This window comes from Pseudomonas putida (genome assembly GCF_002741075.1).
GTDB lineage: Bacteria > Pseudomonadota > Gammaproteobacteria > Pseudomonadales > Pseudomonadaceae > Aquipseudomonas > Aquipseudomonas putida_T.
On record NZ_CP016634.1, the window covers coordinates 3,152,181 to 3,167,176 of the forward strand.

Below are 14,996 nucleotides of genomic sequence, written 5' to 3' on the forward strand. Positions count from 1 at the left end.
CTTAACGATCTTTGAACTGCGCCTCGCGCTTGGCGATGAAGGCAGCCATGCCTTCCTTCTGGTCCTCGGTGGCGAAGGCTGCATGGAACACCCGACGCTCGAAGCGTACACCTTCGCTCAGCGTGACTTCGAAGGCGCGGTTGACGCTTTCCTTGACCATCATGCTCACCGGGATCGATTTGCTGGCGATGGTCGCGGCGACCTTCAGGGCCTCCTCGAGCAGCTCGGCCTGCGGCACCACACGGGCCACCAGGCCGGCGCGTTCGGCCTCTTCGGCGCCCATCAGGCGCCCGGTCAGGCACAGTTCCATGGCCTTGGCCTTGCCCACCGCGCGGGTCAGACGCTGGGTGCCGCCCATGCCCGGCAGCACGCCCAGGTTGATCTCCGGCTGACCAAACTTGGCGTTGTCGGCGGCCAGGATGAAGTCACACATCATCGCCAGCTCGCAACCACCGCCCAAAGCAAAGCCGGACACCGCAGCGATGATCGGCTTGCGGCGGTTGGCGATGCGATCGGCGTCGCTGAACAGGTCTTCGACATAGATCTGCGGGTACTTGAGCTCGGCCATTTCCTTGATGTCGGCGCCAGCGGCAAAGGCCTTGGCGGAGCCGGTCAGCACCACGCAGCCAATGTTCGGGTCACGCTCTAGCTGGTCCAGGGCCTGGTTGATTTCGCCGACGATCTGCGCGTTCAGGGCATTGAGCGCCTGCGGCCGGTTAAGGGTGATCAGGCCGACCTTGCCGTGGATGTCCAACAGGATGGTTTCGAATGCCATGCAGACTGCTCCTTCAAAGATTGCGCGCAATGACCATGCGCTGAATGTCGCTGGTGCCTTCGTAGATCTGGCAGACCCGAACGTCACGGTAGATCCGCTCCAGCGGGAAGTCGCTCAGATAGCCATATCCGCCGAGCGTCTGCAAGGCATCCGAACAGACCTTTTCTGCCATTTCCGAGGCAAAAAGCTTCGCCATGGACGCTTCCACCAACGCCGGACGGCCTGCGTCACGCAGCGCCGCGGCATGCAGCACCATCTGCCGGGCCACCGCGATGCGCGTGGCCATGTCGGCCAGGCGGAACGCCACGGCCTGGTGTTCGATCAGTGGCTTGCCGAAGCTCTGGCGCTCGTTGGCGTAGTCGCGAGCTACCTCGAACGCCGCGCGGGCCATGCCCACCGATTGCGAGGCGATGCCGATCCGTCCACCTTCAAGGTTGGCCAAGGCGATCTTGTAGCCCTCACCCTCTTCGCCCAGGCGATTGGCCACCGGCACACGCACCTCGTCGAACACGATCTGGCAGGTATCGGATGCATGCTGGCCCAGCTTGTCCTCGACCCGCGCCACCTGGTAGCCCGGTGAATCGGTGGGCACGATGAAGGCGCTGATGCCACGCTTGCCGGCCTCGGGGTCGGTCACGGCAAAGACGATCACCACACCGGCGTTCTGCCCGGAGGTGATGAACTGCTTGCTGCCGCTGAGCACGTAGTGATCGCCATCGCGACGCGCCCGGGTCTTCAGGCTGCTGGCGTCGGAGCCGGCCTGAGGTTCGGTCAGGGCAAAGGCGCCAAGCATCTGGCCGTTGGCCAGCGGGGTGAGGAACTGCGCCTTCTGTTGCTCGTTGCCAAAGCGCAGGATCGGCACGCAGCCCACCGAGTTGTGCACGCTCATGATGGTCGAGCAGGCGCCATCGCCTGCGGCGATCTCCTCCAGGGCCATGGCGTAGGCCACATAACCGGTATCGCTGCCGCCCCACTGCTCCGGCACCAACATGCCGAACAGGCCCAGATCAGCCATTTCGGCGATGGCCTCGCGGGGAAAGCGGTGCTCCTTGTCCCACTGTTCGGCGAACGGCTTCAGACGCTCCTGTGCGAAAGCGCGAACAGCGTCGGCGATCTGTTGTTGCTCGTCAGTTACCAGCATGGTTCACCTCAGTACAGACACTCGACGGCCATGGCCGTGGCCTCGCCACCACCGATGCAGATGGCTGCCACGCCGCGGCGCAGGTTGTTCTGGCGCAAGGCCGACAGCAGGGTCACCAGAATGCGCGCACCGGAGGCACCGATCGGATGGCCCAGGGCGCAGGCGCCGCCATGGATGTTGACCTTCTCGTGCGGCAGGTCCAGGTGCTTCATGGCCGCCAGGGTGACCACGGCAAAGGCCTCGTTGATCTCGAACAGGTCCACCTCGGCCAGGTTCCAGCCGGTGCGTTTGATCAGTTTGTCGATGGCGCCGATGGGCGCGGTGGGGAACAGTGCCGGAGTATCGGCAAAGGCCGCGTGGCCATGGATCACCGCCAAGGGCTTGAGCCCTCGCTTTTGGGCCTCGGATCTGCGCATCAACACCAGCGCGGCGGCGCCGTCGGAGATGGAGCTGGAGTTAGCCGCCGTCACGGTGCCGCCGTCGCGGAAGGCCGGACGCAGTTGCGGGATCTTGTCCAGGCGCGCCTTGGGGGGCTGCTCGTCGTCACTGATAGTGCGCGTCTGCTTGCCCTCGGTGATCTCGACCGGAACGATCTCGGCAGCAAAGCGGCCATTCTTGATCGCGTCCTGGGCGCGGGTCAGCGAGGTAATGGCGAACTGGTCCTGAGCCTCGCGGCTGAACCCATTGGCCTGAGCGCAATCCTCAGCGAAGGTGCCCATCAGGCGCCCCTTGTCGTAGGCGTCTTCCAGACCGTCCATGAACATGTGGTCGATGATCTTGCCATGGCCCATGCGGTAACCGCCGCGGGCTTTGTCCAGCAGGTATGGGGCATTGGTCATGCTTTCCATGCCGCCGGCCACCACCACATCGGCGCTGCCGGCCAGCAGCAGATCATGGGCCATGATCGCCGCCTGCATGCCCGAGCCGCACATCTTGTTCAGCGTGGTGCAGGTGGTGTGCTTGTTGAGTCCCGCGCCGAGCGCGGCCTGGCGTGCCGGCGCCTGGCCGAGACCTGCCGACAGGACGCAACCGAACAGTACCTGCTCGACGCTGTCGCCCTGGATGCCGGCGCGCTCGACCGCGGCCCGGATGGCGGCCGCGCCCAACTGTGGCGCGGTCAGGCTCTTGAGGTCGCCCTGCAGGCCGCCCATGGGCGTGCGCACGGCGCTGACGATGACGATCGGGTCGTTGGCGAGAGTCATGTACGGATCTCCTTACTTGGCAGCCATGCGCAGGGCACCGTCGAGGCGGATCACCTCGCCGTTGAGCATGCTGTTCTCGATGATATGACGGGCCAGCGCTGCATACTCCTGCGGGCGTCCCAGGCGCGGCGGGAACGGCACGCCAGCGGCCAGGGAATCACGAACTTCCTGGGTCATGCTGGCCATCATGGGCGTCTCGAAAATGCCGGGGGCGATGGTCATCACGCGGATGCCGAAGCGCGCCAACTCACGGGCCACCGGCAAGGTCAGGCTGGCGATGGCGCCCTTGGAGGCGGCATAGGCGGCCTGGCCGATCTGGCCGTCGTAGGCGGCGATCGAGGCGGTGTTGATGATCACCCCGCGCTCACCACCGTCGTCCGCCGCCCCTTCGGCCATGGCTGCCGCCGCCAGGCGCAGCAGGTTGAAGCTGCCGATCACGTTGACGTTGATCACCTTGGTGAAGCTGGCCAGGCCATGTGGACCTTGTTTGCCCAGGACTTTCTCTGCGCCGACGATACCGGCGCAGTTGACCAGCCCCTGCAGGCTGCCGAAGGCGCTGACCGCAGCATCGACCGCTGCCTGGGCCGCCTGCTCGTCGCTGATGTCGGCGACCGCGAAGCGCGCCTGTTCGCCCAGTTCACGGGCCTTGGCCGCGACCGCGTCAGCGTTGAGGTCGACCAGCATGACCTTGGCGCCGGCGTCGACCAGCATCTGCGCGGTGGCGGCACCGAGCCCGGAAGCTGCGCCACTGACGATGAAATGCTTGTTGGCTATCTGCATGATGTGCTTCCTTCAGGCGCTGGCATGAGAAGCCTGCGCGGCTTGTTGTAGGGCGATTTCCTGATTACGCAGGATGAAGCGTTGCAGCTTGCCGCTCGGGGTCTTGGGCAGCTCGCTGACGAATTCGATTTCCCTGGGGTAGGCATGGGCATACAGACGCTGCCGCACATGCTGGCGCAGGGTTTCTTCCAGTTCGGCGCTGCCTTCGAACCCTTTGGTTAGCACCACGAATGCCTTGATCAGTTCGGTACGCTCCGGGTCGGGTTTGCCGATCACCGCCGCTTCGATCACTGCCGGGTGTTCGATCAGCGCGCTTTCTACGTCGAACGGCCCGACCCGGTAGCCGGAGGTGGTTATCACATCGTCGCTGCGTCCGACAAAACTGATGCTGCCGTCGGCATTGAGCTCGACCGTGTCACCGCTGAGGTAGTACTTGCCGATGAAGGCCTTGGTCGGCAACCCGTGGTAGCCACCAAACCAGCATAGCGGTGACTGCTCACGGTCGACGGCGAGGATGCCCGGCTGTCCGGCGGGCAGCTCGTTGCCCTGCTCATCCAGCACCACGATGCGATGGCCGGGGATGGCGAAGCCGGCCGAGCCCAGGTGGACCGGGTGTTCCAGTGCATGGTGATTACACAGCACCATGCCCAGCTCGGTCTGGCCGTAATGGTCGTGGATGGTCACGTTCAGTTCATCGGCAAACCAGCGGATCACCTCCGGGTTGAGCGGCTCGCCGGCACTGCTGACCACCCGCAGGCGGCCCTTGATCGGCGACGAGAATTCACGGCCTGCGGCGATCAACAAGCGGTAGGCCGTGGGCGATCCGGCCAGGTTGCTGATGCTGTGCTTGTCGATCATCCGCGCACAGCTCTCGACACTGAACGGGCCGTCGTAGAACGTGGTGGCGTGGCCCAGGGCCAGCGGGCCGGTGACGGCGTAGTACAGGCCATAGGCCCAGCCCGGGTCGGCCAGGTTCCAGAAGTTGTCTTCCGGGCGCAGGTCGATGGCATCGCGCATGTAGCCTTGGAAGGCGATGATGGCTCGCAGCGGCACTTCCAGCGGCTTGGCCGGCCCGGTAGTACCGGAGGTGAACATCAGCAGGAAGGGATCGTTGCCGCTACGCAGTACAGGCTCGCATTCACTGGCGGCGGCATTCAATTCGGTATGGAAATCCAGCTCACCGGCCACCGCGCCTACCGTGATGATCGTCGGGCAATCGGCAACATCGTTGAGCTTGGGTCGGTTGTTGCGCTCGGTGACCACCACTCGGGCGTGGGACTGCTCCAGGCGATGCTCGATCGCCTTGGGGCCAAAGGCGGTGAACAGCGGCTGGTAGACCGCGCCCAGGCGCCAGGTGGCAAGAATGGTCACCAACAGCTCAGGGGTGCGTGGCATCAGGCCGGCGACCCGGTCACCAGCACCGACGCCTTGAGCCTTCAGGACATTGGCAAAGCGCTTGGCCAGTGCCTGGAGCTGATCGAAGCTGTAGACCGCACCATTGCCGTCGCGATCCTCCCAGATCAACGCAGGTCGGTTGTTGCCTACATGGCGGTCGCAGCATTCGACACAGGCATTCATGGCCTGCAGGTTGCCCCGCAGTGCGTCCTGCGTGGCCTGGATGTAATCGAACGAACGGGCGGCTTCGGCGTAGTCACGCATCGTCAGACTCCTGGTTATTGTTGTTGGAGTGGACCCTTTGTCTGACGATGTTCGCGCCGGTCACCCAGCCCGGCAATGGCCAAAGCTGTCAATCTGGATGACCGGTTTGGCCGTTGCGTCCTCAGGCCTGATCGAGGGCCTGCGACTCGAGGATTTCAAGGGTCAACTGCTCGATCCTCTCCTGCACCGCCGCCTCCCGTGCGCTCTGCAAACGCCCCCATCGGTCGGTGTATTCCTGGCTGGACAGCCCCGCACGCGCTTCGTCGAGTTCAGTGCCCTGCGCCTCGAAGGTCGCCTTCAGGCTGGCAAAAACCGCCGGATGACGGGCTTGCACGTAGTCACGCCAGAAGCGCCGCCCGCCCAGGCTCTCGACCAGTGCCTCGTTGGTTTCCGCGGCCTGGACAGCGCGTAAGGCCTCCAGCAACTGCGCTTCGCTGACGCTGGCCAGGTTCAAGAAGCGCATCGAACGCGGCTGGAAAGGCAATTCCAGCGCCTGGGCCAGGCGCACCCGATAGAACAGGCTGATCTCGATGGCATCGACGGTCCGGCCGGCCGCCACTCGCTGGGCGATGTCCTGGGAGGCGACTCGTTCCACTTGGTCCAGCCGGAACAGCTGACGGCCCAGCTTCAGCAGCTCCTCGCCCGCATCCTCACTAGCGGTGCGATTTTCCACCTCGACCACCTGCCGGAGGACCAGCAGGTCACTGAACTGACGGGCAACGCTGTCACTGCAACTGCGCGGCTGATTGGCCCAACCATATAGACGGTCGCGCAAGGCCTGGTTGTCCGCCAGAAAGCCGATGAGATCCCAGACCTGCTCGGCCAGGTTCGCGGGTGCGCTTTGGTAGTCCGTTGTACGTCGCAGTTCGCCCAGCAGTTCGAGCAAGCCGCTGCTGTCGGGGTCGGTGCCAAGGCTGTCCCATTGCGCCTGACGGGTCGCGCGCAGGTCGGGCTCGCCATCTTGCAGCCAGCGATCACGGGTAGTGGTCGCCACCGACACCCCGGTATCCAGGGGATCGTGGGGCAAATGGTTGATGTCCAGGGCGACCAGGCGCGCCAGCTCCCAGGCCGGCAGCGGATTGCCGTCGACGATGAAGGCCGTCCGGTGCGCAAGAGGCATCTGCAGGGTTTCGGTCGGAACGCTGGCAATCTGGTTGTCACGCAAGTCCACGTAGGTGAGCCGCTCGCACAACTCAAGCCCCGACGGCCAGGCCGCCAGGCTGCACCGGCGCAGGCGTAGCAGATCCAGCTCGGATAGATGGTTCCAGCGCATCTGTGGCGCACCCAGCGGGTTGAAACTCAGGTCCAGTTCATGCAGCTCTGGCAACGCCGTGAGGATAGCGATGCCGGCGGGATCGAGCCGGATGGCATTGCGCGCCAATTGCAGGCTGCGCAGGTCCGTCAGATAGCCCAAGCCATCGGGCAGACGGCGCAGACGGTTGTCCGCCAGGTTCAATCGTCGTACGGAACCGAAGCAGCGCAGGAATGGAGTGGACACCTGCCCAAGGTCCATGCCCGACAGCGTCAGCTCCGTCACATGCGAGAACTCGACCTCCGGGGGTATCTCAGGCAATGCCTGCAACGCGAAACCGCTCAAGTCCAGGCGCATGCCTTGGGCCTGCCCGTCTTCCCCGGTCACCGCCTCCCCTTGCAAACGCCAGCATTGACGCAACCGCCGCCCCAGATACTGACGCAGCGTGCGCCTGGACGCACTCGCTTCGGCCGACACCCATCGGTTGAGCGCCTCGTCGAGCTGGGCATATTGGTTTTCCTGCACCAGCAACACCTCGAACGGCGAACCCGGTGCACTGAGCAACTGTTCAAGAAACGTTTCTACACGCTCGTCATCGAACTGCGGATACAGGTTGCGAATACGTACGCGCAGGGTGTCCTGCGCGCGCTGGCCTACCGCACCGCGGCCACTGAGCGGATACCCGAGCCGGCCATCTGCCAGACGCTGGGGAGGTTTGAACGACGCTGAAAGCTCCGACCAACTGAGCAGTTGCAGCAGCGCTTTGCGCGTGGTCGGCAGGCGCTGCTGCACCAGCAGGCGCAGGGCCTGCGGCGTATCCTCGGTTGCCAGGCCCAACCGAGTGACCTGCTCGGGCGTCAGCACGGCGGCGATCGCCTCGAAGATCCCGCATGGCTCGGCCACGTCCGTTTCCAGCTCGCGCCCGTGGTAGTCGTAGAGACGGAACCGGCCATTCTTGCGCACCAGCAACGTCCGAGCCTCATCACGCCTGGCAGTAGGCGCGATCACTGCCAGGCGGCGGCCGGTGTCCGACCCCTCACGCAGTTCCAGGTTCACGCCCTGCGGCCAGTTAGGCATGCGCGAAAGCACAGCCAACACCAGCTCACCGCACAGATCACTGTCGGTATGGGTCAGGTAGACCCCTTCCAGGGCTCGTGCCAGTCGAGCTTGCTGGCTCAGCACACGCGCCTTGCGTGCCAGTGCGAGCGGCACACGGGCCTCGGCCAGCGCCAGGCTACGCTGCACCGCAGACACAGCGCTGATCGCTTCCTGGGCATAGGCCTGCGGCAATCCGGGAAAGTCCCGCAGCAGCAAAGTGCGCAATGCATCGTCGGCCAGGGTCTCCTGGCTCAGGTGCTCGAGCAGTTGCTCGCGAAGCTGCGCCTGGTCATCCAGCAGCTTTTCACGTCGGGCCGCTGGGCTCGGCGCCTGCAGTTCAGGCCGAGCGTCGCACCACGCCTGAATCTTCGCCTCACCCTCGGTGCCAGCCTCCAGGTGGTCGAAGAACGCCTCGACTCGTCCATGGGCCTCGAAGCGCCGCAAGGTGCTGCGCAGTTGCACCGGCAGGGGACGATTGTCCACCAGCAGCGCCCGCAGTTCGGTCTGGTCCATCCCGGCGATGCGCAAAATCTGCTCGGCGTGCTCGGCGTCCAGGCGCTCGGGCATCGGCCACAAGGTGTCGAGCATGCGCGCGCTGTCGCTCCACTCCAGCGGGTTGTCCTGACGTAGACGCCAGCATCGCTCGCCATTGGTCTCGATGATCGGGCCAAACGCGTCCTGGCGTTCAGGATGACGCAGCCGCCAGGGGCCATCCGACACCGGCCGATGCACCTCGTAGAAGCGTTGCCCGCTGCGTAGCCAGCGCCGCTCGCCCGTGCCACACAGGCCGTCCGGCGCTGGCAGGGGATCGTCCGGCGTGCATTCATAGACACTCAGGTCGTTGTTCCAGAGACGCGCCTTGTCGCCATCGACAGTCACCGGCTCCAACGCATCGACGAAGGCGCTGCGTTCGAAGCCGCTGGCCACCGCCTGGGCACCGGCTGCCACCACACCGGCCACCGCCAGGTTCTGCGCAACACCCAGCATGTGCTCGAGCGCCTCGTGCTGGTGGCCGCGCTGCCAATCCACCGCCCCTTCGAACACGTGGGCCAATGTCTGCACGACGAACTGCCCCAGCAGTGCAGCACCGACAGCGGGCACGAACAACCCGGCCAGGTTGACCAGGCCAAGCCCCGCATCCTTCCAGTCCTGCAGCCTGGCCTTGCTGGCCTGATGGTCCACATCGGCGGTCGGCACCAGCAGCAAGCGGGCATCGGCTTTCAAACGCTCGACCTGGCGCTGCACAAGGCCATCGAACACATCGCCTGTCACTGGCTCGCCTTCGATCTGCAGATCGGGCTCGGCATCGGCCAGGCGCAGTTTGAGCAGTGCAAGCCATTCGGGTCGCTGGCCGAGCTCGACCCGTTGGCTGAACGTTCGTTGATCGTCAGGCTGCTTGAGCGCCTTGGCCAGCGCCTGATTCAAGGCCGTACGGGATGGAAAATGACGCAGGCCCTTCTCCAGGTCACCGCCCAGGTAGAGCACCTCCCCCACATCCTCGCCCTGGCTGTTGCGCAACTGCACCAGCATCCCATCCACCAGCGGCTGCCCGAGCACCGTCAGCAAGCCGGGGTAAGCGAGCGTCTTCTCGCCCTGCTCGCTACCGGCGTCCACCATCTGCTCCAAGGCCGCTTGAGTGGTGCTGTCCAGCTCGCCTTGCAGGACGGCGACAGCGGCCGCCAGCTTCAGGCCCGCGCGCTTTTCTGCAGCCAGGGCCGCGCAGGTGGCCGGGTCGAATACCTTTTTAAGCAACGCCTGGTAGCCTGCACCGGCGTCCAGTGTGCGGCATTGCCGGACCAGTGCGGGCAGGTCGGGGGTGAGCACGGTGTCTTTGCCATCGGCCACCAGACCACTACCGTCGAAAAACCGCGCACCCTCGGTGAAGTTCTGCATCAACCTCAGCAAGCCGTGATGGCGACGTTCATCGGGCTTGTAATCCAGCCAACCAGTGCTCAACGGAACCTGCAGGCTGGGCAGGATCTCGCGCCATTGCAGCGTGTCGGGAGCCGGCGTGACGGGCAGCAAAGGGCGCAGCTTTTCCTTCGCATACGCCTCGAGCCCGACCAGCGTCTGCGTCGCCTTGCTCACCTTGGCCTGGCTTGCTTTCAGTGCCTTGTAATGCGTCCGTAGCGTGCCGATCTGTTCAGATGAGCCCTGCTTCAGCCATACCGGCAGCCGCTTGATGATGAAGTCATCGGTGGCGGTGTCCAGCTTTGCTTGTTTTGCCGCGTCCAAGGACGGTTTGTCGCGCTGTGTCATGGTTAGCCCTTCGTGTTGAAAGGCGCCACATTGGCGACGGGCCGCCGCGCTCGTCAGACGGAAATCCGCCTAGGGCAAGGCCACGGCCGGGCCGGACGTTCCGATCAGCTCGCGGTAATGCCCCGGATTGCACCCAAACCATTTGCGAAACGCCTTGTAGAACGAACTGCTGTCGGCGAACCCCAGGCGCTCGGCGATGGTGCCCAGCCCCACCTCACAGTCGGCCAGCCATTGGATCGCCAATTGGCGCCGCACGCTGTCCTTGAGGCCCTGATAGGTTTGCCCTTCCTCGGCCAGACGACGGCGCAGCGTCGAAGCAGACAGGCACAGCCGGCGTGCCAGCGTTTCGGCATCCGGCCAGGACGCAGGGTCCAGGGCGAGCAGGTCATGGCGAATGCGCCGTGCCAAGCTGGCCGGGTCACGGTACTTGACCAGGATGTTGCCTGGCGCCTCGGCCAGAAACCGCTGCAGCTCTTCGGGCGTACGTTTGAGCGGCACATCCAGACAGTCGGCGGCGATGATCATGCGCGTGCGGGGTCGGCCGAACTGCAGGTTTTCCGAGAACATCACGCGGTAGTCATCGCAAAACGGCGGCTCGGCGCAACGCAGGTCGATGGCCAGGATCGGAATGCGTCGCCCGGCCAGCCAGCAGGCCACGCCATGGACGATCATCCAGAAGGTGAAGTAGGTAAAAGCGCGGCGAGGTGTTTCCCGCGGTTCGTTGATGACAATCTCGGCCAGGCTCTGCTGGCGTACCAAGCTCGGCTGAAGGTCCTCAAGCATCAACGACAAAAACGCCAGGGCGGTCTCCAAGCCTGCACCGAGGGTGGGCTGGGCCATACTGGCCCGGCACAGGAACGCCAGGCTGCCGCTGCGCAGGCCGCGAGGGTCCATGGCGAAGAACTCGTCGTTGCAGCGGCGCGCCAGCAGGCGCCAAAGCCGCGCATAGGCCTCGGCGCTCACCCGTGCCTGCGGCAGGTCGAGTTCGCTGGCATCGATACCGGCCCTGGCCAGCAACGGCGCATCGGCCTTCCCTGCCGGGCACGTCTGCAACAACGCCTCGCGCACCAGCTGCATGGATATGGTGTCTTTGTCGCTCATCGGCCTTTCAGCGCCTGTATTGTTTCAGCCGGCCATCTTAGGCCCGTGGTGGAAAAACGCCAGCACCGGGGAACTGTCTTGCTCCGGGGCGACTACTTCATGGGTAAACCCGCGAATGCGTCAGCGACGCCAACGAGCAGGCTTGGGCTGATCATCTGGGTCAGCCGTCACAGGCTCGCCGCCAACCCCAGGAACGCCTGGATCAAGCGCAGTTCCCGGCGCCGCTCCAGGCAACCGATCATGTGCCGATTGACCAGCCCCTGCCCGGCCAACGGCCTGGCCACCACCCGTGGATCATGGGCCACCTCCATCGACGAGACGATCCCAAAACCCAACTCGGCCGCCACCGCCTCGGTGACCGCCTCACGGCTGTCCAGCTCAAGCAGCACCCGCGGCTGCACCTGGGCATCGCTGCAGGCATGGTCGAAGGTGCGCCGGGTCATGGAGCTGGGCTCGCGCAGCACCATGATCTGACGGTCCAGCTCTGCCAGGGGCAGTTCACCCTCGCCCGCAGCCCAAGGATGACTGACCGGCAGCAGCACGCACAGCCGCGAATCCCCCAGGCTCTGCAGGTACAGGCCCTTGCGCGGTTCGACCTCGGTCAGCACCGCCACGTCGGCGTGCTCCGACAGCAGCGCCGCCAGGGTTTCCTGGGCGTTGCCCAGGCGCAGGTTGACGGTGATGCCCGGGTAACGCGCCCGCAGCATGCCGAGCATCGGCATCACCCGGTGCGGGCCGTCGGCCGCGACCTCCAGGCGCCCGGTGAGCAATTGCCGGTTGGCCTCAAGCATCGCCTGGGCTTCTTCGGCCAGGCTGAACATCGCCCGGGTGATGGCCGCCAGGCGCGTGCCCTCCTCGGTCAACTCCACGCGCCGCGCGGTCCGGCGCAACAACGTGATCTGGTAGTGCTCCTCCAATGCCTTGACGTGCCCGGTCACCGCCGGCTGGCTGATGAACAGGCGCGCCGCAGCGCGGGTGAAGCTGCCTTCGCGGGCCACCGCGTCGAAGGCGCGCAATTGGAACAGATTCATAGCTATCGGCCTTACTTATGGCTGGCATAACGACAAACAATTTGATTGATAACTCGGCAAATTGCAATTTAGGCCCCGTACGTTTCAGCCCACCGCTTGTGAGGAATAACGGAATGAGCAATGCCCCGATCCTGCTGACCCCTGGCCCACTGACCACCTCGTCCCGCACCCGCCAAGCCATGCTGGTGGACTGGGGTTCCTGGGACCGCGACTTCAACCAACTGACCGCCAGTCTGTGCGAACAACTGCTGGCCATCGTCAACGGCACCGCCACCCACCACTGCGTCCCCCTGCAAGGCAGCGGCACCTTCGCCGTGGAAGCCGCCATCGGCACTCTGGTACCACGCAATGGCAAGGTGCTGGTCCTGATCAACGGTGCCTACGGCCAGCGCCTGGCCAAGATCTGCAAGGTCCTGGGCCGTGCCTACAGCACCTTCGAAACCGCCGAAGACCAACCCACCACCGCCGCCGATGTCGATCGCCTGCTGGCCGCCGACCCAGCCGTCACCCATGTGGCGCTGATCCACTGCGAAACCAGCACCGGCATCCTCAACCCGTTGCCCGAGATCGCCCAGGTAGTCAAACGCCATGGCAAGCGCCTGATCATCGACGCCATGAGTTCCTTCGGTGCCCTGCCGATCGACGCCGCCCAAGTGCCGTTCGAAGCCCTGATCGCCGCCTCCGGCAAGTGCCTGGAAGGTGTACCGGGCATGGGCTTTGTCTTCGCCGAGAAAAATGCCCTGGCCGCCGCCGAAGGCAACTGCCACTCGCTGGCCATGGACTTGCAAGATCAGCACGCCTACATGGCCAAGACCGGCCAATGGCGCTTCACCCCGCCGACCCACGTGGTCGCGGCGCTGCACGAAGCCCTGGTGCAATACAACGAGGAAGGCGGCCTGCCGGCCCGTCACCAGCGCTACTCCGACAACTGCAAGACCCTGCTCGAGGGCATGGCCAAGCTCGGCCTGCGCAGCTTCCTGCCCGCCGAGATCCAGGCGCCTATCATCGTCACCTTCCATGCCCCACGTGATGCACGCTACCAGTTCAAGGACTTCTACGAGCGCGTCAAGGCCAAGGGCTTCATCCTCTATCCAGGCAAGCTGACCCAGGTGGAAACCTTCCGCGTCGGCTGCATCGGCGTGGTGGGTGCAGAGGGCATGCAAGCCGCCGTCGATGCCGTGGCCCAAGTGCTGCGGGAAATGGAAGTGCTGGACATCTAATTCGACCGACCCTTTTCTTCAGGAACTCGCGCACATGAACTACAGCAACCCCACCCAGCTGCAAGCCGCCATCCTCGACTGGGCCGGCACCGTGGTCGACTTTGGCTCCTTCGCCCCGACCCAGATCTTCGTCGAAGCCTTCGCCGAATTCGATGTCCAGGTGTCCATCGAAGAAGCCCGCGGCCCGATGGGCATGGGCAAGTGGGACCACATCCGCACCCTGTGCGATGTGCCCGAGATTGCCGAGCGCTACCGCAAGGTGTTCGGCCGCACCCCGACCGACGACGACGTCACTGCCATCTACGAACGCTTCATGCCCCTGCAGATCGAGAAGATCGCCGTGCATTCGGCGCTGATCCCCGGCGCCCTGGACACCCTGACGGGCCTGCGCAAGGACGGCCTGAAGATCGGCTCCTGCTCCGGCTACCCGAAAGTGGTGATGGACAAGGTGGTGGAGCTTGCCAAGCAGAACGGCTATGTCGCCGACCACGTGGTGGCCACCGATGAAACCCCGAACGGTCGTCCGTGGCCGGCCCAGGCGCTGGCCAACGTGATCGCCCTGGGCATCGATGATGTCGCGGCCTGCGTCAAGGTCGACGACACCGTGCCGGGCATTCTCGAAGGCCGCCGCGCCGGCATGTGGACCGTCGCCCTGGTGTGCTCGGGCAACGCCCTGGGCCTGACCTGGGAAGGCTATCGCGCCCTGAGCGCCGAGAAGCTCGAAAGCGAGCGCAAGCGCATCCATGCGATGTTCGAAAGCTCCCGCCCGCATTACCTGATCGACACCATCAACGAGTTGCCGGAAGTGATCGCCGACATCAACCGTCGCCTGGCCAAGGGCGAGATGCCGCAAGCGTCGTAAGCCTCCAGATCGCCGGGGCTGCTATGCAGCCCCGGCGTATTGCAGGTCAGACCGCGCGGTTGAGCTTCACCCAGGCCGCGAACTTGTCGATGAAGGCCTGCAGGAATGGCCGGGTCTTTTCGTTGAGCTTGCCCGAGTCATCGAACAGGCTCGCCGCCCCGCCGAGATAGGCCTCCGGCATTTGCATGCAAGGCATGTCCAGGAACACCAACGACTGACGCACCGCATGGTTGGCCCCGAAACCGCCAATGGCGCCGGGCGACACGCTCACCACCGCCGCCGGCTTGCCGCTCCAGGCGCTTTGTCCATAGGGCCGCGAGCCTACGTCGATGGCGTTCTTCAGACCGCCAGGCACCGAGCGGTTGTATTCGGGGGTGACGAACAGCACCGCATCGCTGCGACGAATTTCGTCACGAAAGCGCTTCCACGCCTCGGGGGCGTCGGCTTCGACATCTTCGTTGTACAGCGGCAGGTCGCCGATTTCGACGACCTTCAGGGCAAGACTGGACGGTGCCAGTTCCCCCAGGGCCCGGGCTACCTTGCGGTTGTAGGAATCCTTACGCAAGCTGCCGACAACGACCGCTACCGAATAAACCTGGCTCATGGTGGTGTGCAA

General features: G+C 64.8%; 11 protein-coding genes. 2 read left to right on the plus strand and 9 right to left on the minus strand.

Annotated elements, in window-relative coordinates; genetic code table 11:
• Position 1: 1 nt before the first annotated feature.
• The 8 genes from IEC33019_RS14860 to IEC33019_RS14895 form a co-directional block, all read right to left on the minus strand.
• Positions 2-775 (minus strand): enoyl-CoA hydratase, encoded by a 774-nt coding sequence (locus IEC33019_RS14860; RefSeq protein ID WP_043213863.1) that lies wholly within the window; start codon positions 773-775, stop codon positions 2-4.
• A gap of 13 nt (positions 776-788) precedes the next feature.
• Positions 789-1,916 carry an acyl-CoA dehydrogenase gene (locus IEC33019_RS14865; protein ID WP_070092831.1) on the minus strand — a complete coding sequence of 376 codons (1,128 nt, stop codon included), beginning with the start codon at positions 1,914-1,916 and terminating at the stop codon, positions 789-791.
• Between the two features lie 8 nt (positions 1,917-1,924).
• Positions 1,925-3,118, minus strand: coding sequence for an acetyl-CoA C-acyltransferase (locus tag IEC33019_RS14870; protein WP_070092832.1), 1,194 nt, complete (start codon positions 3,116-3,118; stop codon positions 1,925-1,927).
• Positions 3,119-3,130: 12 nt separating this feature from the next.
• Entirely contained in the window at positions 3,131-3,898 is a 768-nt protein-coding gene (locus tag IEC33019_RS14875) for an SDR family NAD(P)-dependent oxidoreductase (RefSeq protein ID WP_070092833.1), read from the minus strand.
• Positions 3,899-3,910: 12 nt separating this feature from the next.
• Positions 3,911-5,557, minus strand: coding sequence for an acyl-CoA synthetase (locus IEC33019_RS14880; protein WP_070092834.1), 1,647 nt, complete (start codon positions 5,555-5,557; stop codon positions 3,911-3,913).
• Positions 5,558-5,678: 121 nt separating this feature from the next.
• Positions 5,679-10,166, minus strand: coding sequence for an NEL-type E3 ubiquitin ligase domain-containing protein (locus IEC33019_RS14885; protein WP_099593731.1), 4,488 nt, complete (start codon positions 10,164-10,166; stop codon positions 5,679-5,681).
• Positions 10,167-10,235: 69 nt separating this feature from the next.
• Positions 10,236-11,267: an AraC family transcriptional regulator gene (locus IEC33019_RS14890; protein WP_070092836.1), complete on the minus strand. Its 1,032-nt coding sequence runs from the start codon at positions 11,265-11,267 to the stop codon at positions 10,236-10,238.
• Between the two features lie 167 nt (positions 11,268-11,434).
• Positions 11,435-12,298, minus strand: coding sequence for a LysR substrate-binding domain-containing protein (locus IEC33019_RS14895; protein ID WP_070092837.1), 864 nt, complete (start codon positions 12,296-12,298; stop codon positions 11,435-11,437).
• 113 nt (positions 12,299-12,411) lie between these two features.
• On the opposite strand from IEC33019_RS14895, the gene IEC33019_RS14900 reads away from it, so the two are divergent.
• Positions 12,412-13,518, plus strand: coding sequence for a 2-aminoethylphosphonate--pyruvate transaminase (locus IEC33019_RS14900; protein ID WP_070092838.1), 1,107 nt, complete (start codon positions 12,412-12,414; stop codon positions 13,516-13,518).
• A 34-nt stretch (positions 13,519-13,552) separates the two neighbouring features.
• Positions 13,553-14,380 carry a phosphonoacetaldehyde hydrolase gene (phnX, locus tag IEC33019_RS14905; protein ID WP_043214125.1) on the plus strand — a complete coding sequence of 276 codons (828 nt, stop codon included), beginning with the start codon at positions 13,553-13,555 and terminating at the stop codon, positions 14,378-14,380.
• 46 nt (positions 14,381-14,426) lie between these two features.
• On the opposite strand, the gene IEC33019_RS14910 is transcribed toward phnX, so the two are convergent.
• Entirely contained in the window at positions 14,427-14,984 is a 558-nt protein-coding gene (locus tag IEC33019_RS14910; RefSeq protein ID WP_070092839.1) for an NADPH-dependent FMN reductase, read from the minus strand.
• Positions 14,985-14,996 lie beyond the last annotated feature (12 nt).